The sequence below is a fragment of the Pseudomonas sp. PI1 genome, assembly GCF_000812405.1.
GTDB classification, from domain to species: Bacteria; Pseudomonadota; Gammaproteobacteria; order Pseudomonadales; family Pseudomonadaceae; genus Pseudomonas; species Pseudomonas citronellolis.
The window spans coordinates 37,111-62,305 of sequence record NZ_JWMC01000019.1; the positions used below are offsets into that span (position 1 = coordinate 37,111).

Below are 25,195 nucleotides of genomic sequence, written 5' to 3' on the forward strand. Positions count from 1 at the left end.
GACGGCTCCCTCTCCCTTCAGGGAGAGGGCGGGGGGAGAGGGTTGCCCCCCTCGAACTTTCAGGTAGCGACCCCATGCCCCACGTACCCCAAGTGAAAATCCCCGCCACCTACATCCGCGGCGGCACCAGCAAGGGCGTGTTCTTCCGCCTGCAGGACCTGCCCGAGCGCTGCCAGGTGCCCGGCGCGGCGCGCGACAAGCTGTTCATGCGCGTGATCGGCAGCCCCGACCCCTACTCGGCGCACATCGACGGCATGGGCGGCGCCACTTCCAGCACCAGCAAGTGCGTGATCCTGTCCAAGAGCAGCCAGCCCGGCCACGACGTCGACTACCTCTACGGGCAGATTTCCATCGACAAGGCCTTCGTCGACTGGAGCGGCAACTGCGGCAACCTCTCCACCGCCGCCGGCGCCTTCGCCATCCACGCCGGCCTGGTCGACCCCGAGCGCATCCCGGACAACGGCACCTGCGTGGTGCGCATCTGGCAGGCCAACATCAACAAGACCATCATCGCCCACGTCCCGGTCACCAACGGCCAGGTCCAGGAAACCGGCGACTTCGAGCTGGACGGGGTGACCTTCCCGGCCGCCGAGATCGTGCTGGAATTCCTCGACCCGTCCGACGACGGCGAGGAAGGCGGCTCGATGTTCCCCACAGGCAACCTGGTGGACGACCTGGAAGTGCCCGGCGTCGGCACCTTCAAGGCGACCATGATCAGCGCCGGCATCCCCACGGTGTTCGTCAACGCCGAGGACATCGGCTACAAGGGCACCGAACTGCGCGAAGACATCAACTCCGATCCCGAGCAACTGGCGCGCTTCGAGCAGATCCGCATCGCCGGCGCCCTGCGCATGGGCCTGATCAAGACTCCCGAAGAAGCGGCCACCCGCCAGCACACGCCGAAGATCGCCTTCGTCTCGCCGCCCAAGGACTACCGCACCTCCAGCGGCAAGCAGGTGCAGGCCGGCGACGTCGACCTGCTGGTGCGCGCGCTGTCCATGGGCAAGCTGCACCACGCCATGATGGGCACCGCCGCCGTGGCCATCGGCACCGCCGCGGCCGTGCCGGGCACCCTGGTCAACCTCGCGGCCGGTGGCGGCGAACGCACCGCCGTGCGCTTCGGCCACCCCTCCGGCACCCTGCGCGTAGGCGCCGAGGCGAAGCAGGTGGACGGCGAATGGACGGTGACCAAGGCCATCATGAGCCGCAGCGCGCGCATCCTCATGGAAGGCTGGGTGCGGGTGCCGGGCGACGCCTTCTGAGCGCCGCCCCGTAGGAGCGGACTCCGTCCGCGATGGCCCTGGCCGGCGCAATCGCGGATGAATCCTACGGTTCCAGGAAGCACGGCTTTTCATAGGATGGCGTTGAGCGAAGCGATACCCATCAGCGCAACCGCATGGGTTTCGCAAGCTCAACCCATCCTACGAAGAGCACCTCGGCGCAAGACAGTCGCTCCTACGTTGCAGGCGAGCACCTCGGCAGCTGCTCGCCGTAGGATGGGTCGAGCGAAGCGATACCCATCGCCATCGTTCGCGAAAGCTTTGCGCCCCCAGCGTCTAGACTCTCCCGGATTACCGCGCAGGAGCACGCCATGAGCACCAACGCCGATCCGAACACCCGCCCCGACTACGACGGCGTCCTGCAGCAGATCGCCGACTACGTCCTGACCTACCGCGTCGACTCCGCCGAAGCACGCGACACCGCGCGGCTGTGCCTGATGGACAGCCTGGCCTGCGCCCTGCTGGCCCTGCGCTTCCCCGAATGCACCAAGCTGCTCGGCCCGCAGGTGGAAGGCACCGTGGTGCCCCACGGCTCGCGGGTGCCGGGCACGCGTTTCTGCCTCGACCCGGTCAAGGCCGCCTGGGACATTGGCGCGCTGGTGCGCTGGCTGGACTACAACGACACCTGGCTGGCCGCCGAATGGGGCCATCCGTCGGATAACCTCGGCGCCATCCTCGGCCTCGCCGACCACCTGGCGCAACGCGCCCAGGCCAACGGCGAACCGCCGCCGAGCATGGGCGACGTGCTGGAATCCATGGTCCTGGCCCACGAGATCCAAGGCGTGTTCGCCCTGGAGAACGCCTTCAACCGCGTCGGCCTGGACCACGTGTTCCTGGTCAAGCTCGCCTCCACGGCGGTGAGCGCACGGCTGCTCGGTGCCGACCGCGAGCAGCTGCTCTCCGCCCTCTCCCACGCCTGCGTCGACGGCCAGGCGCTGCGCACCTACCGCCACGCGCCCAACGCCGGCTCGCGCAAGTCCTGGGCCGCCGGCGACGCCAGCAGCCGCGGCCTGCGCCTGGCGGACATCGCCCGGCGCGGCGAGATGGGCATCCCCGGCGTGCTGACCGCGCCGCAATGGGGCTTCTACGACGTATTGTTCAGCCACACCAACAAGGACCTGGCGCTCAAGCCCGACGACCAGCGCCGCTTCCGCCTGCCGCAGCCCTTCGCCAGCTACGTGATGGAGAACGTGCTGTTCAAGATCAGCTTCCCCGCCGAGTTCCACGCGCAGACCGCCGTGGAAGCCGCGGTGCAGCTGCACCCGCTGGTGCGCAACCGCATCAGCGAGATCACCCGCATCGTCATCGACACCCAGGAATCGGCGATCCGCATCATCTCCAAGACCGGCCCCCTGGCCAACGCCGCCGACCGCGACCACTGCATCCAGTACATGGTCGCCGTGCCGCTGATCTACGGCACCCTGGAAGCCGAGCACTACGAAGACGCCTTCCACGCCGCGCACCCGCTGATCGATCGCCTGCGCGACAAGATGGAAGTGGTGGAGGACCCGCGCTACAGCCGCGAATACCTGGAGCCGGGCAAGCGCAGCATCGCCAACGCCGTGCAGGTGTTCTTCAGCGACGGCAGCAGCACGCCGAAGATCGAGGTGGAATACCCGGTGGGCCATCGCCGCCGCCGTGCCGAGGGCATCCCGCTGCTGGAGGCGAAGTTCCGCAACGCCCTGGCCACCCGCTTCGCCCCGCAGCGCTGCGCGCAGATAACCGCGCTGTGCGACGACCCCGCGCAGCTGGAAGCCACGCCGGTGCACCGCTTCATGGATTTGCTGGTGATCTGAAGCGCTTTTGCAGGATGGGTTGAGCCCTGGCGAAACCCATGCGGTCATGGCGATGGGTATCGCTGCGCTACGCCATTCCCTTGTAGGAGCGCGCCCTGCGCGCGAATCGCGGGCAGGGCCCGCTCCTACAGGTTGCCGTGAGGCATGGCATTCTCTCCCCGTAGGAGCGGACCTTGTCCGCGATAGCCGGAACCAACGGCGCGATTCGCGGATGAGATCCGCTCCTACAGGGCGGCCACAACGCTCAGGCCAACAGATCCCCCTGCAACTGCTCCAGCAGCACCTGGATGCGCGCCAGGCGCACCGTGGGGTCGTCCATCTCCAGCAGCACCTGCTTCTGCTCCGGCTCGAAGGGCAGCAGGTAGGCCAGTTGGCAGGCCAGCTCCTGCTGGCCGTTGACCTCGCCGCCCATCTCCAGGGTGGCGACCATCGGGTGCAGCGACAGCGCGCCGAGCAGCGCGGCCAGGTCGTCGTGTTCCTCGGTCAGCGGCTGGTCGGGCTGTTCCTCCAGCCAGGCCACCTCGGCTTCCAGCAACTGGTCCGGCTGCACCTGCGTATCCAGCACGCGGAAGCGCCGGCCACCCTCGACGCGGATGCCCAGCAGCCCATTGGGCAACTGCTGCCAGTCGCGGATCAGCGCCTCGCAGCCGACCTGGCTGAACGCCTGCGGCGCCTCGCCCACTTCGCGGCCTTCGACGATGGACACCACGCCGAAGCCGCCGCCCTGCTTCATGCAGCGGCCGATCATGTCCAGGTAGCGCGCCTCGAAGATCTGCAGGTCCAGGCGGCAACCGGGGAACAGCACGGTGTTGAGGGGGAAGAGCGGCAACTTCATGTGAATCTTCCTGCTTCAGGCGATCAACGCTACCGCCAACGGTAGCAGCACTGCGGTGGCCACGCCCATCAGGCTCATCGCCAGGGCGGCGAAGGCGCCGCATTCCTCGCCCTCCTGCAGGGCTCGGGAGGTGCCCACGGCGTGGGCGGTCATGCCCAGCGCCATGCCCTGGGCAGCCGGGTGGCGCACGCCGATGCGGCGCAGCAGCTCCGGGCCGAGGATGGCGCCGAGCACCCCGGTGATCAGCACGAACACCGCCGCCAGCGCCGCCACGCCGCCGATCTGGCTGGCCACCAGCATGGCGATGGGCGAGGTCACCGACTTCGGCGCCAGGCTCATCAGCAGCTCGCCGCGCAGGCCGAACAGCCAGCCCAGGCCGATGCCGGCCACGGTGGCCAGCACGCCGGCCACCAGCAGGGTGACCAGGGTCGGCCAGAACAGCTGGCGGATGCGCTTGAGGTTGAGGAACAGCGGCACCGCCAGGGCCACGGTGGCTGGGCCGAGCAGCACGGTCAGCACGCTGACCCCGGCGCTGTAGGCCTGGTAGTCGATGCCGGTGCCCAGCAGCACCAGGATCACCATGGCCATGGACACCAGCACCGGCTGCAGGAACACCCAGCGCGTGCGCTCGTACGCCGCCAGGGCCAGCTGGTAGGTCGCCAGGGTGATGCCGATGCAGAACAGCGGGTGATGGGTGACCGCCTGCCAGGCGCCTTGCCAGTCAAGCATCGCGGGCCTCCTTGCGGCCGCGCTGGCGGTCGATCAGCTTCTGCATCAGCCAGCCGGCGAACAGGAAGGAGCCCAGCAGCGACAGCGCCAGGGCCCCGGCCAGCGGCCAGAAGTCCGCCAGCAGCTGGCGGCCGTAGACCATCACCCCCACCGCCGGCGGCACCAGCAGCAGCGGCAGGTAGCGCAGCAGCGAGGAGGCCGCGAGCGTGATCGGCTCGCCCACTTCCCCGCGCGCCAGCAGGAACGCCAACAGCAGCACCAGCCCAATGATGGGGCCGGGGATCATCGGCAGGATGAGAACATTCAGACCGGTGCCCAGCAGTTGGAACAGCACCAGCCAGGTCAGGCCGCGGAGCAGCATGGCAACCTCCTGTGAAAAAGCCCGACATTATGCCCAAGTACGCCCGGCCTATGGCATGGCATTCGCTTCAAGCATAGGTGCGCAGCCGTCATCGACCTGTGCCATGCTGCATCGCACGCAAAAAACAACAACACGCGTTCGCGGAGGAAAACATGCCGTTCGTTCCCGTCAGCACCCTCAAGGACTACATTGGCAAGGACCTGGGCCATTCCGAATGGCTCACCATCGACCAGAACCGCATCAACCAGTTCGCCGAGTGCACCGAGGACCACCAGTTCATCCACGTGGACCCGGAGAAGGCGAAGAAGACCCCGTTCGGCGGCACCATCGCCCACGGTTTCCTCTCCCTGTCGCTGATTCCCAAGCTCTGCGAGGGCCTGCTGGTGCTCCCGGAGAACCCGAAGATGGTGGTCAACTACGGCCTCGACAGCGTGCGCTTCATCCAGCCGGTGCCAGTGGATTCGCGGGTGCGCCTGCAGGTGACCATCCTCGACGTCAGCGAGAAGAACCCCGGCCAGTGGCTGATCAAGGCACGCTGCACCCTGGAGATCGAGGGCCTGCCCAAGCCGGCCTACATCGCCGAATCGCTGAGCCTGGCCTTCGTCTGACGCCGGCGCCCGGCCCCCGGTAAAAAAGCCCGCGCCCGCGGGCTTTTTTGCGTCACACTGGTGCAAAACCGCCGTGACCGACCTGCCGCATGCGCCTGCACCTTCCCCTCCTCGCCCTGATCCTGGCCCTGGCGGCCTGCGACCAGGGCCCCGCCCAGCCCTCGGCCGACCTGGTGCTGCCCGACGGCGCGCGCTACCACGGCGCCCTCGTCGATGGCCGCCTGCATGGCGAGGGGCGCCTGGAGCACGGCAACGGCGCCTGGTACCAGGGCCGCTTCGCCAAGGGCCTGTTCGACGGCCCGGGCGAATGGCACGGCGCCGACGGCAGCCACTACCAGGGCGGCTTCCGCGCCGGCCTCTACCACGGCCAGGGCCAACTGGACGACGGCCAGGGCAACGAATACGCCGGCACCTTCGAGAACGGCCAGCTGCGCGGCAAGGGCAGCTTCAGCGATGCCGACGGCGACCGCTACGAGGGCGGCTTCGAGAACACCGAATTCAGCGGCCAGGGGCGCTTCGTCAACGCCGACGGCGACGTCTGGAGCGGCCAGTTCAGCCAGGGCGCGCTGAACGGCCAGGGCAAGTACGAGGGCCGCGACGGCAGCCGCTACGAAGGCGGCTTCAAGGACTGGCGCTTCGCCGGCGAAGGCGTGCTGACCCAGGCCGACGGCCAGGTCTACCGTGGCCAGTTCGCCGACGGCAAGTTCGCCGGCAAGGGCAGCCTGCGCGGCGCCGACGGGCGCCTGCAGGCCGGCACCTGGAGCAACGGTCTGCTGCGCCGCGACGAACAGGGCCGGCGCCTGCCCAACCCGGTGGAGATCGGCCTGCTGGAACAGGGCCGCCTGCTCGACCGCGCCCTGGCCGCGCTGCCGCCTTCCACGCCGCAGGTGGAGCTGTACGCCCTGAGCGTGGGCGGCGACGGCAAGCAGAGCGTGTTCCTGCGCGAGGCCGACTACGTCGCCCGCCTGCTCGGCCAGCGCTTCGGCGCGCGCGGCGTGGTTACCCTGGTGAACAACCGCAACCATGCCGACGACCGCCCCATGGCCACCCGCGAAAGCCTGGCGCGGGCGATCCGCGCCCTGGCGCGCAGCAGCGGCCCGGAAGACCTGGTGTTCATCTACCTGACCAGCCACGGCAGCCACGACCACCAGTTGATCCTCGACATGCCCGGCATCCGCCTGGACAACCTGCCCGCCGCCGACCTGGCCGAACTCCTCGCGCCGCTGAAGGATCGCGACAAGGTGCTGGTGATCTCGGCCTGCTACAGCGGCGGCTTCATCGAACCTCTGAAGGACGACAGGACTCTGATCATGACGGCGGCGCGCAGCGACCGGGTGTCCTTCGGCTGTTCCGAGGAAGCGGACTTCACCTACTTCGGCCAGGCCCTGTTCGCCAACGCCCTGAACGCCACCGACGACCTGCAGCAGGCCTTCCAGCTGGCCAGCAGCGAGGTCGCCCGGCGCGAGGCGGCGGACGGCTTCGACGCTTCCGAGCCGCAGCTGTGGGCGCCAGCGGCCGTGCTGCAGCGCTGGAACACCTTGCGTGCGGGCCAGGCCAGCCGGGCCCTGAGCGCCGATGCGGGGCACGTGCAGGAAAAACGATAGCCCGGCAACTACGCTTGTAACTGTGTCAGCGGAGAAACCAGGATGTATTCAACACCGACGCATGTCATTCTCGCCGGCGCCACCGGCCTCACCGGCGAACACCTGCTCGACCGCATGCTCAGCGAGCCGACGGTCAAGCGCGTGCTGGCGCCTACGCGCCGGCCACTGGCCGCCCACCCGCGCCTGGAGAACCCCATCGGCCCGCTGGCCGAACTCATCCCCAACCTGGCCGGACCGGTGGACACGGTGTTCTGCTGCCTGGGCACCACCCTCAAGGAGGCCGGCTCGGAGGCGGCCTTCAAGGCGGTGGACTACGACCTGCCGCTGGCCCTGGGCGAGCACGCGCTCAAGCTCGGCGCGCGGCACTACGTGGTGGTCAGCGCGCTGGGCGCGGACAGCAAGTCCTCGCTGTTCTACAACCGCGTCAAGGGCGAGCTGGAAGAGGCCCTGCAGAAACAGGGCTGGGCGCAACTGACCATCGCCCGCCCGTCCCTGCTGCTGGGCCAGCGCGAGGAAATCCGCCTGGCCGAACTGCTCGCCGCGCCCTTCGCCCGCATCCTCCCCGGCAAGTTGCACGGCATCGAAGCCTGCGCCCTGGCCCGCGCCCTCTGGCGCCTGGCCCTGGAGACGGGCAAGGGTGTGCGGTTCGTGGAGTCGGATGAGCTGCGCAGGCTGGGGAAATAGTCCCGACAGCGCCGAGGCGCTCTTCGTAGGATGGGTTGAGCCTTGGCGAAACCCATGCGGCCGTGGCGATGGGTATCGCTTCGCTCAACACCATCCTACGACGGTGTTTCCTGTTGCGCCCTGCGCGCGATTTCGCGGGCAGGGCCCGCTCCCAGTTCGGCATGAAGCATGGCATTCCCCTGTAGGAGCGGACCTTGTCCGCGATAGCCGGAGATTCCGGCGCGATTCGCGTATAGGATCCACTCCTACGCGACACCCACCTGTAGGAGCGCGCCCTGCGCGCGATTCGCGGGCAGGGCCCGCTCCTACAGTTCGACATGAGGCATGGCATTCCCCTGTAGGAGCGGACCTTGTCCGCGATAGCCGGGGGCTCCGGCGCGGTTCGCGGATAAGATCCGCTCCTACGCGACGCCCACCTGCAGGAGCGCAACCTGCGCGCGATTTCGCGGGCAGGGCCCGCTCCTACAGTTCGGCATGAGGCATGGCATTCCCCTGTAGGAGCGGACCTTGTCCGCGATAGCCGGGGGCTCCGGCGCGGTTCGCGGATAGGATCCGCTCTACGCGACGCCCACCTGTAGGAGCGCGCCCTGCGCGCGATTCGCGGGCAAGGCCCGCGGCGTCAATTCCCGCCCCACACCTGCAGGCCGATCCCCAGCTCGGCGGCGATCGACAGCGGCAACAGCACGGTGTCCAGCAACGCGCTACCCGGCAGGTCCAGCCGCGGGTATTTCGGCGCCTCGGTGCCGTAATGATCCTGCGGGCAACAACCGCCGTTGATGGAATACCAGTCCAGCCGCGTGCCGGCATAGATCAGCGGGGCGCCGGGCTTGTTGGCGTCGAGGGTCTTCACGGTGGCGCAGCCGCCCAGCTGCAGCAGCATCAGGGCGGCGAGGAGCTTATTCGTCACTGACAAGGTGGTGTTCGCCCCAGCGCGGTAGCATGTCCTGGGGGATGCCCAGTTGGTTGAGGATGCGCGCGACCACGAAGTCGATCAGGTCGTCGATGGTCTGCGGCTGGTGGTAGAAACCCGGCGCCGCCGGCAGGATCACCGCGCCCAGGTTGGACAGCTTGAGCATGTTCTCCAGGTGGATGCTGGAGAGCGGCGCCTCGCGCGGCACCAGGATCAGCTGGCGGCGCTCCTTCAGGGCGACGTCGGCGGCGCGCTCGATCAGGTTGTTGCAGGCGCCGCTGGCGATCGCCGACAGCGTGCCGGTGGAACAGGGCACCACCACCATCGAGCCGGGCGCGCCGGAGCCGGAGGCTACCGGGGCCATCCAGTCTTCCTTGCCGTAGACGCGAATCTGCCCCGGCGCGGCGCCGGTGTATTCGCTGAGGAAGGCCTGCATCGCCTGGGGCTTGCCCGGCAGGGTCACGTCGGTCTCGGTGGCCACCACCAGTTGCGCGGCCTTGGAGATCAGGAAGTGCACCTCGCGGTCTTCCTGCACCAGGCAGTCGAGCAGGCGCAGGCCGTACTGCGCGCCGGAGGCGCCGGTCATCGCCAGGGTGACGCGTTCGGCTCCCGCCATCTCAGTCCTCCAGGGCCTTGGCCAGCTTGCCGTGCAGGCCGCCGAAGCCGCCGTTGCTCATGATCACCACCTGGGTGCCCGGCGTGGCCACGGCCTTCACGCCCTCGATGATGGCTTCCAGGGAGTCGCACACCTGGGTCGGCACGGTCGAGCCGGCCACAGTGGCGGCCAGGTCCCAGCCCAGGTTCGGCGGCGCGTACCAGAACACCTGGTCGGCCTGGGTGACGCTGTCCGCCAGGCCGTCGCGGTGGGCACCGAGCTTCATGGAGTTGGAGCGCGGCTCGACCACGGCGATCACCGGGGCGTCGCCGACGCGCTTGCGCAGGCCGTCGAGGGTGGTGGCGATGGCGGTCGGATGGTGGGCGAAGTCGTCGTAGAGGGTCACGCCCTTCACTTCGGCGACCTTCTCCATGCGCCGCTTGACGCTCTTGAACGCCGACAGCGCGGCGCAGCCCAGCTCCGGCACCACGCCGACGTGGCGCGCCGCGGCCAGGCAGGCCAGGGCGTTGGCGACGTTGTGCTGGCCGGTCAGTTCCCACTCCACCGTGCCCTGGGCGGCGCCGTCGAACAGCACCTCGAAGCGCGAGCCATCGGCGCTGAGCAGGCGCGCCTGCCACTGGCCGCCCTCGCCGGTGGTCTGCACCGGGGTCCAGCAGCCCATGCCGATCACGCGCTTGAGCGCGGTTTCGTTTTCCGGGTGGATGATCAGGCCTTCGCCGGGGATGGTCCGCACCAGGTGGTGGAACTGCCGCTCGATGGCGGCCAGGTCGGGGAAGATGTCCGCGTGATCGAATTCCAGGTTGTTCAGGATGGCGGTGCGCGGGCGGTAGTGGACGAACTTGGAGCGCTTGTCGAAGAAGGCGCTGTCGTACTCGTCGGCCTCCACCACGAAGAACGGCGTGCCGCCCAGGCGCGCGGAGACGCCGAAGTTCTGCGGCACGCCGCCGATCAGGAAGCCCGGGCTCATGCCGGCATGCTCCAGCACCCAGGCCAGCATGCTGCTGGTGGTGGTCTTGCCGTGGGTGCCGGCGGCGGCCAGCACCCAGCGGCCCTGCAGCACGTGGTCGGCCAGCCACTGCGGGCCGGAAACGTAGGGCAGGCCCTTGTTCAGCACGTGCTCCACCGCCGGGTTGCCGCGCGACAGGGCGTTGCCGATCACCACCAGGTCCGGCGCCGGCTCCAGGTGGGCGGGCTCGTAGCCCTGCATCAGCTCGATGCCCTGGGCCTGCAGCTGGGTGCTCATGGGCGGGTAGACGTTGGCGTCGGAACCGGTGACGCGGTGCCCCAGTTCCTTGGCCAGCACGGCCAGCGAGCCCATGAAGGTGCCGCAGATGCCGAGGATGTGGATATGCATGCAGACTCCTGCAATCAAGCCTGGGAAGGCGCTTCGAATGGGCGGCAGATTAGCACAGCGCCGGGTGCCGGCGGGGTGGCTGGATGCATCAGACGGCGCCATTGGGCGGGGGTTCCACGCAAGCCATTGGTGGGCCTGGCGTAGGGCGTATAACCGTTCGCGGTTATCCGCCGATACACCCAATCTTCACCCAAAGCCAAGGTCGAACCTGAAGCCATCCATCTACACAGCCGCCCCCACCGCCAAGGTCGAACCCGGAGCCGCCTGGGGCCTGGGTCAAACGGCGTACAACCGCGAACGGTTGTACGCCCTACGGTACGGAGCGGCTCAAACCGTGGCGGCGCAGCTTGCGGTAGAGGGTGTTGCGGCTGATGCCCAGCTGCTGCGCGGTGCGGCTCATGTGCCAGCGCTGCGCCTCCAGCACCGCCAGCAGCGCGCCGCGCTCGGCGTCGAGCAGGCAGTCGGCGGGCGCCTCCGCTTCGGGCGCGGGCTTGGGTTGCGCGGCGCGGCGGATGTCCACCGGCAGGTCGGCCAGGTGCACGCGGCCGCCCTCGCTCAGCGCCACCAGGGTGCGCAGCACGTTGCGCAGCTGGCGCACGTTGCCCGGCCAGGGATGGTCGAGCAGGACCTGGCGCACGTCCTCGTCGAGCACGATGGACCGGCCCCGGGATTCCTCGGCGAGCAGTTGCGCCAGCAGCTGCGGCCGGTCCTCGCGCTCGCGCAGGGCCGGCAGTTGCAGCACCAGGCCGTTGAGGCGGTAGTAGAGGTCTTCGCGGAAGGTGCCGGCGGCCACCAGCTCTTCCAGGTTGCGGTGGGTGGCGCTGATCAGGCGCAGGTCCACCGGCTGCGCCACGCCGTCGCCCAGGGGCACCACCTGGCGCTCTTCCAGTACGCGCAGCAGGCGCGTCTGCAGGGCCAGGGGCATGTCGCCAATCTCGTCGAGGAACAGGGTGCCGCCGTCGGCCTGCAGCAGCTTGCCGCGCATGCCTTCCTTGCGCGCGCCGGTGAAGCTGCCGCCGCGGTAGCCGAACAGCTCGCTCTCGATCAGGCTTTCCGGGATGGCCGCGCAGTTCAGCGCGACGAAGGCCTTGCCGGCGCGCTCGCCGGACTGGTGCACGGCCTTGGCGAAGGCCTCCTTGCCCGAGCCGGTCTCGCCGTGCAACAGCAGCGGCACGTCGTGGGCATAGACCTTGAGGGCGCGGCGGAAGTCCGCGGCCAGGTGTTCGTCGCCCAGGCACAGCCCCGGGGCGACAGGCGCCGGCCGCGCCACGGGCACCACCAGCGGCCGCGGCTCGCCCCGCAGCTGGGCGTGGAACTGGCGCCCGGCATGGCTGCGCAGCGGCCAGCTGAGGCCGGCCTGGGTGCTGGCGCGGCCGAGCAGTTCGTCCAGGCGGATGTCGAAGCAGTCCTCCACCGATCGGCCGAGTAGGCCGTCGCGCGGGCGGTCGAGCAGGTTCAGCGCGCCCTGGTTGGCGGCGAGGATGCGCCCGGCGCCGTCGAAGGCCACCAGGCCCTCGCTGAACAGCCCGACGTACTCGGCCTGCAGGTGGAAGCGCAGCAGCCACTGGCCTTCGAAGCGGCGCAGGAAGTAACAGCTCTCGATCATCTTCGCCGAGAGGTTGACCAGGGCCATGGTGTGGAACTGGCTCTGCCGCGACAGGTCGCGGCGCGCCGAGGACACGTCGAGCACCGCCAGCAGTTCGCCGTGGGGGTCGAACACCGGGCTCGCCGAGCAGGTCAGGCCGGTGTGCAGGCTGCGGAAATGTTCGTCGCGGTGGATGGTCAGCGCCTGGCGCTCGATGAGGCAGGTGCCGATGCCGTTGGTGCCCTCGCGGGCCTCGCTCCAGTCGGCGCCCAGCCATAGCCCGGCGTGTTCGAAGGTGGCGCGCTCGGCCTCGTCGCAGACGCGGTTGAGGATCACCCCGCGGGCGTCGGTGAGTAGCACCGCGTGGCCGGCGCCGGCAAGCTGCTGGCGCAGGCTGGTCATCTCGCCGCTGGCGATCTCCAGCACCTGCTGCAGGCCTTCGCGGCGCTCCAGCATGCGCCGGTGCTCCAGCACCGTGGGCGGCAGCGTCTGCGCCGGGTCGAGGTGGTATTCCTCCAGGCAGCGCAGCCAGGAACGGGCGATCGACGGATCGGCGGCGGGGCCGCTGGCCGGTTGCTGCCCACGGGCCACCGTCATGACCTGGCGGGCGTGGCGACTCATGGCGTTCGCACTCATTGTTATGGTTCTCCACGGAAGGGACGGCAGGCAGTCCCGGGGCGACCGTTCCCGCAGCATCGTCCAGCGCGCCGCGCAATGCAATGCCCGCGTGACCTGGCGGTCAGCCGCTGTACCGGATGCGGGACAAACTGTCACCCCGGCCTGTGCCAGCGCTGCCACACCGCCCGTCGGCGGGCGCCCGCCAGCCGACCGCCGGCCCAGCAACCACGCGGTTCGCGCTGGCATGGCCCGGCCCTTGCTCTACGCTTGTCAGACCGCAAACGCGTCCTCCCCAACAAGCACAAGAGCCAGGAGATCCACCATGCGTTACGCCCAACCCGGTAGCCAAGGTGCTGTCGTTTCCTTCAAGTCCCGCTACGGCAACTACATCGGTGGCGAGTTCGTGCCCCCGGTCAACGGCCAGTACTTCGTCAACACCTCGCCGGTGAACGGCCAGCCCATCGCCGAGTTCCCCCGCTCCGACGCCGCCGACATCGACAAGGCCCTGGACGCCGCCCATGCCGCGGCCGATGCCTGGGGCCGCACCTCGGTGCAGGAGCGCTCGCTGGTCCTGCTGAAGATCGCCGACCGCATCGAACAGAACCTGGAAGTGCTCGCCGTCACCGAGACCTGGGACAACGGCAAGCCGGTGCGCGAAACCCTCAACGCCGACATCCCGCTGGCCGCCGACCACTTCCGCTACTTCGCCGGCTGCATCCGCGCCCAGGAAGGCTCGGCCGCGGAGATCAACGACACTACCGTGGCCTACCACATCCACGAGCCGCTGGGCGTGGTCGGGCAGATCATCCCGTGGAACTTCCCGCTGCTGATGGCCGCCTGGAAACTCGCCCCGGCCCTGGCCGCCGGCAACTGCGTGGTGCTCAAGCCGGCCGAGCAGACGCCGCTGGGCATCTGCGTGCTGATGGAGATCATCGGCGACCTGCTGCCGCCGGGCGTGCTCAACGTCGTCCAAGGCTTCGGCAAGGAAGCCGGCGAGGCGCTGGCCACCAGCAAGCGCATCGCCAAGATCGCCTTCACCGGCTCCACCCCGGTGGGCTCGCACATCCTCGAGTGCGCGGCGAAGAACATCATCCCCAGCACCGTGGAACTGGGCGGCAAGAGCCCGAACATCTACTTCGAAGACATCATGCAGGCCGAGCCGACCTTCATCGAGAAGGCCGCCGAGGGCCTGGTGCTGGCCTTCTTCAACCAGGGCGAGGTGTGCACCTGCCCGTCCCGCGCGCTGGTGCAGGAATCCATCTACCCGCAGTTCATGGAAGTGGTGATGAAGAAGGTCAAGGCGATCAAGCGCGGCGACCCGCTGGACACCGACACCATGGTCGGCGCCCAGGCCTCGCAGCAGCAGTTCGACAAGATCCTCTCCTACCTCGACATCGCCCAGCAGGAAGGCGCCGAAGTGCTGGTCGGCGGCCAGGTCGAGAAGCTCGAAGGCAGCCTGGCCACCGGCTACTACATCCAGCCGACGCTGCTCAAGGGCAGCAACAAGATGCGCGTGTTCCAGGAAGAAATCTTCGGCCCGGTGGTGGGCGTCACCACCTTCAAGGACGAGGCCGAGGCCCTGGCCATCGCCAACGACACCGAGTACGGCCTGGGCGCCGGCGTCTGGACCCGCGACATCAACCGCGCCTACCGCATGGGCCGCGGCATCAAGGCCGGCCGCGTGTGGACCAACTGCTACCACCTGTACCCGGCGCACGCCGCGTTCGGCGGCTACAAGAAATCCGGCGTGGGCCGCGAGACCCACAAGATGATGCTCGACCACTACCAGCAGACCAAGAACCTGCTGGTCAGCTACGACATCAACCCGCTGGGCTTCTTCTGATCCGACCGAGCTTCCGACTCTCTTCCGCGCGGCCTTCGGGTCGCGCTTTTTTTCGTCTCGAAGAAGTAAGCGTTCGCGGTTATCCGCCGTTATCTCCCGGCATGGATGGGAAATTCGCAGTCAACCTGTAGGAGCGGGCCCTGCCCGCGATTCGCGCGCAGGGCGCGCTCCTACATGGGAACGGCGCGGGTCGCGCAGCGTAATCCGCGCCGGAATCTCCGGTTATCGCGGTCAAGGTCCTACGTTGCAGGCGTGCGCCGGCGCGGCCGGGAAGATCAGGCTTCGTCGCTGCGCCATTGCCGCGGGCTCACGCCGAACCAGCGGCGGAAGGCGCGGGAGAAGGCGCTGGTCTCGGAGTAGCCCAGCAGCGGCGCCAGCTCGGAGATCGGCCGTTGGCGCTGGCGCAGGTAGTGCACCGCCAGTTCGCGGCGGGTGTTTTCCACCAACTGGCTGAAGCTCAGTCCGGCCTCGCGCAGGCGCCGTTGCAGGCCGGCGGTGGTCAGCTCCAGGCGCTCGGCGATCAGTTCCAGCACCGGTTCGCCCTCGCTCAGGGCCAGGCGGATCTGGGTGCCGGCGTCTTCCAGCAGGTCCGGCCCGCGGCCCTGCTCGCCCAGGCGGCGAATCACGTCTTGCACCAGGAACAGCAGGTTGGCGTCGCGCTCGGGCATTAGCCGGCCCTTGATGTCGGCCTTGGGCACCAGCAGCGAATTACAGCCGCGCTGGAAGTGCACCGGCGCGCCAAACACCCGCGCGTGCTCCTGCCAGTCCTCCGGGCGGGCATGCTCGAAGCCCACCGCGCGCGGCGACCAGTCCTGGCCGAGGGCGTGGCGCAGCAGGTTCAGCGCCATGCCCATGGTCAGCTCGGCGTCCTGGCGGCGGTCGAGGATGGCGCCGTGCTGCACCTGGTAGTCGAAGCGGTAGCACTCGCCGCAATCCACCAGGCGGATCAGGGTACTGTGCTGGTGGAAGGGAAAGGCCGCGGCGAAGTTGCGCAGGGCGTCTTCCAGGGTTTCCGAACACAGCCCCACGTAGCCCAGCAGGCCAAGGGCACGGGGCTGGAACTGCTGGCCGTAGCGCAGGCCGAAGTTGTCGCAGCCGGACTGCCGCGCCGCCTCCTCCAGTACCTGGCAATAGTTGGTCAGGGCCAGGCTCAGGGTGGGGTGGCGCAGGCGCTCGGGGTCGATGCCGGCGCGGCCGAAGACGCGGTCGATGTCGCCGCCCTGGGCGGTGATGAAGCCATCCAGGCCGCTGGCGGCGGCGGACAGCACGCCCAGGTTGCTCGCCGAGGGCGTGGCGACGGCACAGGAAAACAGGGACGGGTTCATGGGCACGCTCGTTGTTATTGATCGCTTATCCGACAAAACTACTTAGCAATTACCGTTTACCGTTAGCAATTACCGTGCCTCGCCCCGGAGGCCCGAAATACCCCATGACAGCCGCCGCATCGGCCCCTGGACGCGACATTCCCGTGCAGGCCCCGCGCCATCCTGGGGCGATGGGTAACACCTCGTTGCAACTTGACCGCAGAGACCGCACGGCGGGCTCCAGGGTCAAGTCCTGGGCCCCCGCCGTCGCTACCATCGAAGCCAGGCAACCCGTCCACGCCCCGAGGGGCAGAGGAGTCCGCAATGAGCGCATCACAACTAAAACCGACGCTGGGAACCTTGCACCTCTGGGGCCTGGCCGTGGGCCTGGTGATTTCCGGCGAGTACTTCGGCTGGAGCTACGGCTGGGGCACCGCCGGCACCCTGGGCTTCCTGGTCACCACCCTGATGGTGGCCCTGATGTACACCTGCTTCATCTTCAGCTACACCGAGCTGACCACCGCCATCCCCCACGCCGGCGGCCCCTTCGCCTACAGCCTGCGGGCCTTCGGCAAGACCGGGGCGACCATCGCCGGCATCGCCACCCTGATCGAGTTCGTCTTCGCCCCGCCGGCCATCGCCATGGCCATCGGCGCCTACCTCAACGTGCAGTTCCCGGCGCTGGACCCGAAATGGGCGGCCACCGGCGCCTACGCCATCTTCATGACACTGAACATCCTCGGCGTGAGCATCGCCGCCACCTTCGAGCTGGTGGTCACCGTGCTCGCGGTGGCCGAGCTGCTGGTGTTCATGGGCGTGGTGGCGCCGGGCTTCAGCTTCAGCAACTTCGTGCTCAACGGCTGGGCCGGCTCCAGCACCTTCAGCAGCGCGGCCATCGGCGGCATCTTCGCGGCCATTCCCTTCGCCATCTGGTTCTTCCTCGCCATCGAGGGCGCGGCCATGGCCGCCGAGGAAGCCAAGGACCCGAAACGCACCATCCCGCGCGCCTACATCGCCGGCATCCTCACCCTGGTGACCCTGGCCATCGGCGTGATGATCTTCGCCGGCGGCGTCGGCGACTGGCGCGAGCTGTCGAACATCAACGACCCGCTGCCGCAGGCGATGAAAGCGGTGGTCGGCAACAACTCCACCTGGATGCACATGCTGGTGTGGATCGGCCTGTTCGGCCTGGTGGCCAGCTTCCACGGCATCATCCTCGGCTACTCGCGGCAGTTCTTCGCCCTGGCCCGCGCCGGCTTCCTGCCCGCAAGCCTTGCGAAGCTGTCGCGCTTCCAGACCCCGCACCGGGCCATCCTCGCCGGCGGCGTGGTGGGCATCGCGGCGATCTTCAGCGACAACCTGATCAGCCTGCAGGGCATGACCCTGACCGCCGCGATGATCACCATGAGCGTGTTCGGCGCCATCGTCATGTACATCATGAGCATGCTCAGCCTGTTCAAGCTGCGCCGCAGCGAGCCGCACCTGGAGCGCACCTTCCGCGCGCCCGGCTACCCGATAGTGCCGGGCATCGCCCTGGCCCTGGCGCTGGTCTGCCTGGCTGCCATGCTGTGGTACAACCAGGTGATCGCCCTGGTGTTCCTGGCGCTGATGCTCGCCGGCTTCATCTGCTGCAACCTGGTGATCGCCGCGCGCCGTGGCGTGCCGGCCAGCTTCGCCAGCGAAGGTTGATCCACCCGCGCCGGGCCGCGAGGTCCGGCGCCGTTGAGCACAAGGAGTTCCCATGCCCGGATACGTCCACAGCGTCGGTGGCCAGACCTGGCGCTTCGACAGCCTCAGGCAACTGATGGCCAAGGCCAGCCCGGCGCGCTCCGGCGACTGCCTGGCCGGCGTCGCCGCCAGCAGCGACGCCGAGCGCGTGGCCGCGCAGATGGCCCTGGCCGAGGTGCCGCTCAAGCGCTTCCTCGACGAGGCGCTGATCCCCTACGAAGCCGACGAAGTCACCCGGCTGATCATCGACGGCCACGACCGCGCCGCCTTCGCCCCGGTCAGCCACCTGACGGTGGGCGACTTCCGCGACTGGCTGCTCGGCGACGCCGCCGACGAGGCCAGCCTGCGCGCCCTGGCGCCGGGGCTGACGCCGGAGATGGCGGCCGCGGTATCGAAGATCATGCGCGTGCAGGACCTGGTGCTGGTGGCGCAGAAAATCCGCGTGGTCACCCGCTTCCGTAATACCCAGGGGCTGCGCGGCCGGCTGTCCACCCGGCTGCAGCCCAACCACCCCACCGACGATCCGGCCGGCATCGCCGCCAGCGTCCTCGATGGCCTGCTCTACGGCAACGGCGACGCCATGCTGGGGATCAACCCGGCCACCGACAGCCTGCAATCCATCTGCACCCTGCTGGAAATGCTCGACGCCATCATCCAGCGCTACGAAATCCCCACCCAGTCCTGCGTGCTCACCCACGTCACCAGCTCCATCGAGGCGATCAACCGCGGCGCGCCGCTGGACCTGGTGTTCCAGTCCATCGCCGGCACCGAGGCGGCCAACGCCAGCTTCGGCGTGAGCCTGGCGGTGCTGCAGGAAGGCTACGAGGCCGGCCTGTCGCTCAAGCGCGGGACACTGGGCGACAACCTCATGTACTTCGAGACCGGCCAGGGCAGCGCGCTCTCGGCCAACGCCCACCACGGCGTCGACCAGCAGACCTGCGAGGCCCGCGCCTACGCCGTGGCCCGGCACTTCAAGCCGTTCCTGGTGAACACCGTGGTCGGCTTCATCGGCCCGGAATACCTGTACAACGGCAAGCAGATCATCCGCGCCGGCCTGGAGGACCACTTCTGCGGCAAGCTGCTGGGCGTGCCCATGGGCTGCGACATCTGCTACACCAACCATGCCGAGGCCGACCAGGACGACATGGACATGCTGCTGACCCTGCTGGGCGTGGCCGGCATCAACTTCATCATGGGCATCCCCGGCTCCGACGACGTGATGCTCAACTACCAGACCACCTCCTTCCACGACGCCCTCTACGCCCGCCAGAGCCTGGGCCTGCGCCCGGCGCCGGAGTTCGAGCAGTGGCTGGAACGCATGCACATCCTGCAGCAGCGCGAAGGCAAGGTGCGCCTGGCCGAGCAACTGCCGCCGGCGTTCCGCCCGGCCCTGGCGCAACTGAACTGAGGACGCGCGGATGAGCGAAGAGAAGTCCACCGCCACCCCCAACCCCTGGCAGGAACTGCGCCGCCTGACCCCCGCGCGCATCGCCCTGGGCCGCGCCGGCACCAGCCTGCCGACCAGGGCGCAACTGGACTTCCAGTTCGCCCACGCCCAGGCCCGCGACGCCGTGCACCTGAGCTTCGACCACGCCGGCCTGAGCGCCGCCCTGGCCGAACGCGGGCGCGCCAGCCTGCTGCTGCACAGCGCCGCCGCCGACCGCCACACCTACCTGCAGCGCCCCGACCTGGGCCGCCGCCTGAATGAAGACTCGGCGGCGCTGCTGCGCCAGCACGGCGAGGCCAACCCCGCGGGCTACGACCTGGCCGTGGTGGTGGCCGACGGACTCTCCGCGCTGGCCGTGCAACGTCATGCCCTGCCCTTCCTGGAACGCCTGGAAGACATGGCCGCGGCCGAGAACTGGAGCCTGTCGCCGGTGGCCCTGGTGCAACAGGGACGGGTGGCGGTGGCGGACGAGGTGGGCGAACTGCTGCGGGCGAAGATGGTGGTCATCCTCATCGGCGAACGCCCCGGCCTCAGCTCGCCGGACAGCCTCGGCCTGTACTTCACCTGGGCGCCGAAGGTCGGCCTGAACGACGCCTACCGCAACTGCATCTCCAACGTGCGCCTGGAAGGCCTGAGCTACGGCATGGCCGCCCACCGCCTGCTGTACCTGATGCGCGAAGCCTGCCGCCGTCAGCTCTCGGGGGTGAACCTGAAGGACGAGGCGGAACTGCCGACGCTGGAAGGCCAGGGGCCGGGGGTCAACTTCCTGCTGGCGGGGCGCTAGGGCACGCTCCTGCTTCGTAGGATGGGTTGAGCGAAGCGATACCCATCACCGCAACCGCATGGGTTTCGCAGGCTCAACCCATCCTACGAAAAGCGCCTCGGCGCAGCCGGCAGGACAATTGCCCTGCGTCCGGCCGAAACACCACTGTCGATCAAACGCTCGCTTGGATTGCGCTTTCAACGATTTCTGGTGCAGCATCCGGGCAGTGCTGTGCTGGCACAGCACCTGCATCGTGACAGCAGCCCATTCACCGAACGCAGAGATCCGCCCATGCGCATCGTGCAAGCCACCCTCGATCACCTCGACCTGCTCGCCCCGCTGTTCGTCAAGTATCGTGAGTTCTACGGGATGCTGCCCTACCCCGAATCCTCGCGGAAATTCCTCGAGAAGCGCCTCAAGCGCAAGGAATCGGTGATCTACCTGGCGCTGCCGGACGACAGCGACGACAAGCTGCTGGGCTTCTGCCAGCTGTACCCGAGCTTCTCCTCGCTGTCGCTCAAGCGCGTGTGGATCCTCAACGACATCTACGTCGCCGAGGACGCCCGCCGCCAGCTGGTGGCCGACCACCTGCTGCAGCACGCCCGGCAGATGGCGCGGGAAACCAACGCCGTGCGCATGCGCGTGTCCACCAGCACCAACAACGAAGTGGCGCAGAAGGTCTACGAGTCCATCGGCTTCCGCGAGGACACCGAGTTCAAGAACTACATCCTGCCCATCAGCGACGATCTCGTCTAAGCCGAGGGCGCATTACGCTGGCAATGGCTTAACGCCAGCATTACAGTGAAGCATCGCACGTGCCGCCCGGCGTTCGGCGGCTAAGGGGCTCCATGGGCATTCCCCAGCGTCTACTGCGTCACTTCTCCCTGCTCCTGCTGTTCGGCCTGGGCACCGTCCAGGCCGATACCCTGCGCGTGGCCACCCTCGACTGGGAGCCCTACGTCGGCGCCGACCTGCCCGGCCAGGGCCTGGCCAGCCGCATCCTCGACGAAGCCCTGGCGCTCAACGGTGACCGCGCCGAGCGGGTGTTCCTGCCCTGGCAGCGGGCCCTCAACGAAACCCGCGAAGGTCACTACGACGCCCTGATGCCGGCCTACCTGTCGGCCGACCGCAGCCGCGACTTCTACACCTCGATGCCGCTGCTGGACTCGCAACTGGGCTTCTTCCACCGCCGCGACCGCGCCATCGCCTACCGCGCCGGCGACCTCGACAGCCTGCGCCCCTACCGCATCGGCGTGGTGCGCGGCTACGTCAACCAGGCGGACTTCGACAAGGCCGACTTCCTCACCAAGGAAGTGGTCAACAACGACTGGCAGAACCTGGAAAAACTCCTGCGCGGGCGCCTCGACCTGGCGGTGGTGGACCGCTACACCGGCTACCATCTGCTGGCGCGCAACGCCCCGGCGCTGCGCGAGCAACTGGAATTCATCGAACCGCCGCTGGAGGTCAAGCCCCTCTACGTGCTGATTCCCAAGACCCGCACCGGCGGCGAGGCGCTGGCCGCCAACCTCGACCGCGGCCTGCGCACGCTGCGCCAGAGCGGGCGCCTGCAACAGCTGATCGCCGACGCCCACCTGGAAACCGCCCAGGGCATCCGCGCCGTGGCCGAACACCCGCTAGCCGAGCAGGTACCAGGCGCCGCCGGCCACGACCGCGCCCGCGAAGGCGCCGACAACCGCCCAGCGGCGCCAACCCTGGACTGGCAGGCGAGCCTGCGCTAGCCCGGCCCCGCTTCGACAGCCGCACCGGCGCCAAAAGCGCCCCCGGACAGGGACATCGGGCGAGGTTCCGACAGAGATTTCCACTGCGGAACTGCAGCCTTCATGCCGACAGTCTTTTCACTCGCGCGCTGTAATATCCTGCAACCTGTCGTGGGCAGACGCCTGCGACAAAGCGCGCCCCACGGCAACGCGGGGGTGCCTATAATGCCGGGCTCGGCAGTTCACCACGCGGTTTTCAAGGCGCCTCATGGATTTCAACCCGATCGACCTCGTTCTGCATCTCGACACCTATCTCTCGCTGCTGGTCAACAACTACGGGGCCTGGATCTACGCCATCCTGTTCCTGGTGATCTTCTGCGAAACCGGCCTGGTGGTAACGCCCTTCCTCCCCGGCGACTCCCTGCTGTTCATCGCCGGCGCCATCTGCGCCACCGGCGGCATGGACCCGTGGGTGCTGGGCAGCCTGCTGCTGTTCGCGGCCATCAGCGGCGACAGCACCAACTACGTGATCGGCCGAACCCTGGGCAAGCGCCTGTTCAGCAACCCGGACTCCAAGGTGTTCCGCCGCGACTACCTGGACCAGACCCACGCCTTCTACGAGCGCCACGGCGGCAAGACCGTGACCCTCGCGCGCTTCCTGCCCATCGTGCGCACCTTCGCCCCCTTCGTCGCCGGCATGGCCTACATGCCCTACCTGCGCTTCCTGTTCTTCAGCGTCGCCGGCAGCGTCGCCTGGGTCGGCGGCCTGGTCACCCTGGGCTACTTCTTTGGCAACGTGCCCTTCATCAAGCAGAACCTCTCGGTGATGATCATCGCCATCATCGCCTTCTCCCTGGTGCCCATGCTGATCGGCGTGATCCGCCACAAGCTGGCGCGCAACGGCAAGCCGCAGGCCTCGGAGCGCTGATACCGCGATGTGGTCGTTCAGCGCCTGGCGCCGCCGGCGCTTCCTCGCCCGCCACCCGCTGGACGCCCAGCTGTGGGCCGAGGTGCTGCGCCACCTGCCGATCCTCGACGGCCTGAGCGAAGAGGAACTGCGCCTGCTCGGCGAGCGGGCGCTGCTGTTCCTGCGCGACAAGCACCTCACCGCCCTGCCCGGCGTCGAGCTGGACGACTTCCGCTGCCTGCTGCTGGCGGCCCAGGCCCAGCTGCCGCTGCTGCACCTGCCGGAGCTGAACTGGTACGGCGGCTTCCACGAGCTGGTGCTCTACCCGGACGACTTCCTCAGCCCGCAGAAGCACCGCGACCCGGCCGGGGTGATCCACGAGTTCGACGACGAGCGCAGCGGCGAAACCTCGCTGCAGGGCCCTGTGGTGCTGGCCTGGCCCGGAGTGGAAAACGGCGGCGGCTGGGACGCCTACAACCTGGTGATCCACGAACTGGCGCACAAGCTGGACATGCTCGACGGCGACGCCAACGGCCTGCCGCCGCTGCACCGCGACATGCGCATCGGCGACTGGTCGGCGGCCATGAAATCGGCCTACGACGAGATGAACCGCAAGCTCGATCGCCATCCCGAGGCGCACACCGCCATCGATCCCTACGCGGCGGAGAACCCGGCGGAATTCTTCGCCGTCACCAGCGAATACTTCTTCACCGCCCCGGACCTGCTGCACCAAGCCTATCCGAAGGTCTACGAGCAACTGGGGCTGTTCTACCGGCAAGATCCGCTTGCGCGCCTGCAGCGACTGCAGCGCGAGCACCCCGACTATCAGGAAACTCCGGCGCACTGAGCGATGTCTGTGGCTTGGCCACGGCAATCTGCCTATAATCCGCCGCACTTTTTCGGCCCGACCAACCCCCTTGGAGTCGTCCATGAGCTACAGCAGCATCCCGGCTGGCAAAGACCTGCCGAACGACATCTACGTCGCCATCGAGATCCCGGCCAACCACGCGCCGATCAAGTACGAGATCGACAAGGACACCGACTGCCTGTTCGTCGACCGTTTCATGGCCACCCCGATGTTCTACCCGGCCAACTACGGCTTCATCCCCAACACCCTGGCCGACGACGGCGACCCCCTGGACGTGCTGGTCGTGACCCCCTACCCGGTGGCCCCGGGTTCGGTGATCCGCGCCCGTCCGGTCGGCGTGCTGAACATGAGCGACGAAGCCGGCGGCGACGCCAAGCTGATCGCCGTACCGCACGACAAGCTGAGCGTGCTGTACCACGACGTGAAGGAATACACCGACCTGCCGGCCCTGCTGCTGGAGCAGATCAAGCACTTCTTCGAGAACTACAAGGACCTCGAGAAGGGCAAGTGGGTCAAGGTCGAAGGTTGGGGCAACGCCGAAGAAGCGCGCTCCTACATCACCAAGGCCGTCGCCGCCTTCCAGGCCAAGTGATGGTCGCGGGGTGACCCGCCACGAAGAAGCCCCGCCCCGCGCGGGGCTTTTTTCTGCGCGTAGCGGTCACGTCCGTCGCAACGACGGCGCCTGGCGGAAAAGCCATTAGGCAAGCCCGGCCGAATTTGCTAAAGTGCGCGCCCAAGACGCCGGTCCCAGAGCCGCGTCCACAGCATTCAAAGGCGGTCGCTGCTTACCAGAAGTAAGGACGGGCCACCCCCTGAAGAGCCGGCCACAAGCCGGCTTTTTTAATGCCCGCGGGAATCCCCCATCCGCCCGGGAGACGCTTCGTCTCGACCGCTGCCAGGGCAACACAAGTCACCATCGAACGTGCGTAGGGATCGATATGAGACCTCGAGGCGTCGATGCTCCCAAGGCGCTTGTTTCCTGTGAACCTGGCGTCCTAAAGAGGCGCCAGGCCCAGAGGGGGGCGAAGCGCTCGAGAAACTCGTCCAACGCGGCGTACTCCAGGTACGGCAGCCCACTGGAGTCCTCTGCCTCTCTTCGCACCAGTTGCCTGTTACTGGCAATCGGGATACCCCAGCCACCGCTCCGGGTTCTGCAGGAGACAGGATCTAAAGCCGGACCGCCCTCCGCTCGCCTACTATCAACCCCATCGATCATCATCATCGACCCAAACGAATTCATATCGCTTTTCACCGATATATAGTTCGTTCCCAAGCGATACACACAAAGGCAGCGATGAGCGAAGCACTGAACCTCGACGAGATCTTCAAGGCCCTGGCCCACCCCGTGCGGCGCGACATGCTGCGCTGGCTGAAGGAGCCGGAGCGCTATTTCGACGAGCAGGAGCACCAGCCTTTCGCCATCGGCGTCTGCGCCGGGAAGTTCGACCAGCGCACCGGGTTGTCGCAATCCACCGTGTCGGCGCATCTGGCCACCCTCCAGCGCGCCGGATTGGTGACCAGTCGGAAAATCGGCCAGTGGCACTTCTTCAAACGCAATGAAGACACCATCGCGGCCTTTGTTCGCCACTTGAGCGAAGCGCTGTAGTCGCAGCGAACTGCCTAGAACGTCCCACTTT

At 68.1% G+C, this 25,195-nt stretch carries 23 protein-coding genes; 15 read left to right on the plus strand and 8 right to left on the minus strand.

The genetic code is table 11. The features are described 5' to 3' along the window. The first annotated feature begins 74 nt into the window (after positions 1-74). On the plus strand, positions 75-1,262 hold the full coding sequence (gene prpF / locus RN02_RS08140; protein WP_043314034.1) for a 2-methylaconitate cis-trans isomerase PrpF: 1,188 nt from the start codon (positions 75-77) through the stop codon (positions 1,260-1,262). 329 nt (positions 1,263-1,591) lie between these two features. Continuing rightward, positions 1,592-3,076 (plus strand): 2-methylcitrate dehydratase, encoded by a 1,485-nt coding sequence (gene prpD / locus RN02_RS08145; RefSeq protein WP_043314035.1) that lies wholly within the window; start codon positions 1,592-1,594, stop codon positions 3,074-3,076. Between the two features lie 244 nt (positions 3,077-3,320). Here the strand turns inward: prpD and RN02_RS08150 are convergent, their stop codons facing one another. Genes RN02_RS08150 through RN02_RS08160 form a run of 3 tightly spaced genes read right to left on the minus strand, consistent with a single transcriptional unit; the run spans position 3,321 to position 5,001 of the window. Further along, the gene (locus RN02_RS08150; RefSeq protein ID WP_043314036.1) at positions 3,321-3,911 is read right to left on the minus strand and encodes an LON peptidase substrate-binding domain-containing protein; all 591 of its coding nucleotides are present in this window, start codon (positions 3,909-3,911) and stop codon (positions 3,321-3,323) included. A 15-nt stretch (positions 3,912-3,926) separates the two neighbouring features. After that, complete coding sequence (locus tag RN02_RS08155) at positions 3,927-4,640, minus strand: LrgB family protein (protein ID WP_043314037.1); 714 nt, start codon at positions 4,638-4,640, stop codon at positions 3,927-3,929. Next, positions 4,633-5,001, minus strand: coding sequence for a CidA/LrgA family protein (locus RN02_RS08160; protein WP_009615981.1), 369 nt, complete (start codon positions 4,999-5,001; stop codon positions 4,633-4,635). Before RN02_RS08160 ends, RN02_RS08155 begins: the two co-directional genes overlap by 8 nt. A 152-nt stretch (positions 5,002-5,153) precedes the next feature. Between RN02_RS08160 and RN02_RS08165 the strand changes: the two genes are divergently transcribed. The 3 genes from RN02_RS08165 to RN02_RS08175 all read left to right on the plus strand — a co-directional run bounded on the left by RN02_RS08165 (position 5,154) and on the right by RN02_RS08175 (position 7,897). Then, a complete protein-coding gene (locus RN02_RS08165) occupies positions 5,154-5,609 on the plus strand; it encodes a MaoC family dehydratase (protein ID WP_009615980.1) in 456 nt (151 codons plus the stop codon). Between the two features lie 89 nt (positions 5,610-5,698). Then, complete coding sequence (locus tag RN02_RS08170) at positions 5,699-7,213, plus strand: C13 family peptidase (RefSeq protein WP_043314038.1); 1,515 nt, start codon at positions 5,699-5,701, stop codon at positions 7,211-7,213. A gap of 42 nt (positions 7,214-7,255) precedes the next feature. Next, positions 7,256-7,897 (plus strand): oxidoreductase, encoded by a 642-nt coding sequence (locus RN02_RS08175; protein WP_009615978.1) that lies wholly within the window; start codon positions 7,256-7,258, stop codon positions 7,895-7,897. 619 nt (positions 7,898-8,516) lie between these two features. Here the strand turns inward: RN02_RS08175 and RN02_RS08180 are convergent. The 4 genes from RN02_RS08180 to RN02_RS08195 all read right to left on the minus strand — a co-directional run bounded on the left by RN02_RS08180 (position 8,517) and on the right by RN02_RS08195 (position 12,998). After that, positions 8,517-8,777, minus strand: coding sequence for a YceK/YidQ family lipoprotein (locus RN02_RS08180; RefSeq protein ID WP_043314039.1), 261 nt, complete (start codon positions 8,775-8,777; stop codon positions 8,517-8,519). A gap of 16 nt (positions 8,778-8,793) precedes the next feature. Beyond that, on the minus strand, positions 8,794-9,423 hold the full coding sequence (ubiX, locus tag RN02_RS08185) for a flavin prenyltransferase UbiX (RefSeq protein WP_043314040.1): 630 nt from the start codon (positions 9,421-9,423) through the stop codon (positions 8,794-8,796). Between the two features lies 1 nt (position 9,424). Next, entirely contained in the window at positions 9,425-10,777 is a 1,353-nt protein-coding gene (gene mpl / locus RN02_RS08190) for a UDP-N-acetylmuramate:L-alanyl-gamma-D-glutamyl-meso-diaminopimelate ligase (RefSeq protein WP_043314041.1), read from the minus strand. Between the two features lie 310 nt (positions 10,778-11,087). Then, positions 11,088-12,998, minus strand: coding sequence for a sigma-54-dependent Fis family transcriptional regulator (locus RN02_RS08195; protein WP_043314042.1), 1,911 nt, complete (start codon positions 12,996-12,998; stop codon positions 11,088-11,090). Positions 12,999-13,302: 304 nt separating this feature from the next. Between RN02_RS08195 and exaC the strand changes: the two genes are divergently transcribed. Next, positions 13,303-14,823: an acetaldehyde dehydrogenase ExaC gene (gene exaC, locus RN02_RS08200; protein ID WP_043314043.1), complete on the plus strand. Its 1,521-nt coding sequence runs from the start codon at positions 13,303-13,305 to the stop codon at positions 14,821-14,823. Between the two features lie 275 nt (positions 14,824-15,098). Here the strand turns inward: exaC and qhpR are convergent, their stop codons facing one another. Then, positions 15,099-16,148 (minus strand): AraC-like transcriptional regulator QhpR, encoded by a 1,050-nt coding sequence (gene qhpR / locus RN02_RS08205; protein WP_043273215.1) that lies wholly within the window; start codon positions 16,146-16,148, stop codon positions 15,099-15,101. Between the two features lie 303 nt (positions 16,149-16,451). Here qhpR and eat point away from each other — a divergent pair, with 303 nt between their 5' ends. The 9 genes from eat (at position 16,452) to RN02_RS08250 (ending at position 25,164) form a co-directional block, all read left to right on the plus strand. Then, entirely contained in the window at positions 16,452-17,816 is a 1,365-nt protein-coding gene (gene eat / locus RN02_RS08210; protein ID WP_043273217.1) for an ethanolamine permease, read from the plus strand. A gap of 52 nt (positions 17,817-17,868) precedes the next feature. Continuing rightward, on the plus strand, positions 17,869-19,263 hold the full coding sequence (locus RN02_RS08215) for an ethanolamine ammonia-lyase subunit EutB (protein WP_043314044.1): 1,395 nt from the start codon (positions 17,869-17,871) through the stop codon (positions 19,261-19,263). Positions 19,264-19,273: 10 nt separating this feature from the next. Beyond that, positions 19,274-20,086, plus strand: coding sequence for an ethanolamine ammonia-lyase subunit EutC (gene eutC, locus RN02_RS08220; protein WP_043314045.1), 813 nt, complete (start codon positions 19,274-19,276; stop codon positions 20,084-20,086). A 270-nt stretch (positions 20,087-20,356) separates the two neighbouring features. Then, a complete protein-coding gene (locus RN02_RS08225; protein ID WP_009615966.1) occupies positions 20,357-20,821 on the plus strand; it encodes a GNAT family N-acetyltransferase in 465 nt (154 codons plus the stop codon). A gap of 92 nt (positions 20,822-20,913) precedes the next feature. Continuing rightward, a complete protein-coding gene (locus RN02_RS08230; protein ID WP_009615965.1) occupies positions 20,914-21,804 on the plus strand; it encodes a substrate-binding periplasmic protein in 891 nt (296 codons plus the stop codon). A 247-nt stretch (positions 21,805-22,051) separates the two neighbouring features. Beyond that, positions 22,052-22,711: a DedA family protein gene (locus tag RN02_RS08235; protein WP_043314046.1), complete on the plus strand. Its 660-nt coding sequence runs from the start codon at positions 22,052-22,054 to the stop codon at positions 22,709-22,711. Positions 22,712-22,718: 7 nt separating this feature from the next. Then, complete coding sequence (locus RN02_RS08240; RefSeq protein ID WP_009615963.1) at positions 22,719-23,537, plus strand: zinc-dependent peptidase; 819 nt, start codon at positions 22,719-22,721, stop codon at positions 23,535-23,537. Between the two features lie 82 nt (positions 23,538-23,619). Continuing rightward, on the plus strand, positions 23,620-24,150 hold the full coding sequence (gene ppa, locus RN02_RS08245) for an inorganic diphosphatase (protein ID WP_009615962.1): 531 nt from the start codon (positions 23,620-23,622) through the stop codon (positions 24,148-24,150). Between the two features lie 702 nt (positions 24,151-24,852). Beyond that, the gene (locus tag RN02_RS08250; protein ID WP_043273253.1) at positions 24,853-25,164 is read left to right on the plus strand and encodes an ArsR/SmtB family transcription factor; all 312 of its coding nucleotides are present in this window, start codon (positions 24,853-24,855) and stop codon (positions 25,162-25,164) included. The last annotated feature ends 31 nt before the right edge of the window (positions 25,165-25,195 follow it).

Excerpts from the sequence above, each read along its gene's own strand:
- RN02_RS08230 (WP_009615965.1), top strand. The coding sequence starts at position 20,914 with ATGGGCATTCCCCAGCGTCTACTGCGTCACTTCTCCCTGCTCCTGCTG.
- RN02_RS08170 (WP_043314038.1), top strand. The coding sequence starts at position 5,699 with ATGCGCCTGCACCTTCCCCTCCTCGCCCTGATCCTGGCCCTGGCGGCC.
- eutC (WP_043314045.1), top strand. The coding sequence starts at position 19,274 with ATGAGCGAAGAGAAGTCCACCGCCACCCCCAACCCCTGGCAGGAACTG.
- prpD (WP_043314035.1), top strand. The coding sequence starts at position 1,592 with ATGAGCACCAACGCCGATCCGAACACCCGCCCCGACTACGACGGCGTC.
- prpF (WP_043314034.1), top strand. The coding sequence starts at position 75 with ATGCCCCACGTACCCCAAGTGAAAATCCCCGCCACCTACATCCGCGGC.
- exaC (WP_043314043.1), top strand. The coding sequence starts at position 13,303 with ATGCGTTACGCCCAACCCGGTAGCCAAGGTGCTGTCGTTTCCTTCAAG.
- RN02_RS08240 (WP_009615963.1), top strand. The coding sequence starts at position 22,719 with ATGTGGTCGTTCAGCGCCTGGCGCCGCCGGCGCTTCCTCGCCCGCCAC.
- RN02_RS08195 (WP_043314042.1), bottom strand. The coding sequence starts at position 12,998 with ATGAGTGCGAACGCCATGAGTCGCCACGCCCGCCAGGTCATGACGGTG.
- RN02_RS08160 (WP_009615981.1), bottom strand. The coding sequence starts at position 5,001 with ATGCTGCTCCGCGGCCTGACCTGGCTGGTGCTGTTCCAACTGCTGGGC.
- eat (WP_043273217.1), top strand. The coding sequence starts at position 16,452 with ATGAGCGCATCACAACTAAAACCGACGCTGGGAACCTTGCACCTCTGG.
- RN02_RS08225 (WP_009615966.1), top strand. The coding sequence starts at position 20,357 with ATGCGCATCGTGCAAGCCACCCTCGATCACCTCGACCTGCTCGCCCCG.
- RN02_RS08150 (WP_043314036.1), bottom strand. The coding sequence starts at position 3,911 with ATGAAGTTGCCGCTCTTCCCCCTCAACACCGTGCTGTTCCCCGGTTGC.
- qhpR (WP_043273215.1), bottom strand. The coding sequence starts at position 16,148 with ATGAACCCGTCCCTGTTTTCCTGTGCCGTCGCCACGCCCTCGGCGAGC.
- RN02_RS08165 (WP_009615980.1), top strand. The coding sequence starts at position 5,154 with ATGCCGTTCGTTCCCGTCAGCACCCTCAAGGACTACATTGGCAAGGAC.
- RN02_RS08250 (WP_043273253.1), top strand. The coding sequence starts at position 24,853 with ATGAGCGAAGCACTGAACCTCGACGAGATCTTCAAGGCCCTGGCCCAC.
- mpl (WP_043314041.1), bottom strand. The coding sequence starts at position 10,777 with ATGCATATCCACATCCTCGGCATCTGCGGCACCTTCATGGGCTCGCTG.
- RN02_RS08215 (WP_043314044.1), top strand. The coding sequence starts at position 17,869 with ATGCCCGGATACGTCCACAGCGTCGGTGGCCAGACCTGGCGCTTCGAC.
- RN02_RS08155 (WP_043314037.1), bottom strand. The coding sequence starts at position 4,640 with ATGCTTGACTGGCAAGGCGCCTGGCAGGCGGTCACCCATCACCCGCTG.
- RN02_RS08235 (WP_043314046.1), top strand. The coding sequence starts at position 22,052 with ATGGATTTCAACCCGATCGACCTCGTTCTGCATCTCGACACCTATCTC.
- RN02_RS08180 (WP_043314039.1), bottom strand. The coding sequence starts at position 8,777 with ATGCTGCTGCAGCTGGGCGGCTGCGCCACCGTGAAGACCCTCGACGCC.
- ubiX (WP_043314040.1), bottom strand. The coding sequence starts at position 9,423 with ATGGCGGGAGCCGAACGCGTCACCCTGGCGATGACCGGCGCCTCCGGC.
- RN02_RS08175 (WP_009615978.1), top strand. The coding sequence starts at position 7,256 with ATGTATTCAACACCGACGCATGTCATTCTCGCCGGCGCCACCGGCCTC.
- ppa (WP_009615962.1), top strand. The coding sequence starts at position 23,620 with ATGAGCTACAGCAGCATCCCGGCTGGCAAAGACCTGCCGAACGACATC.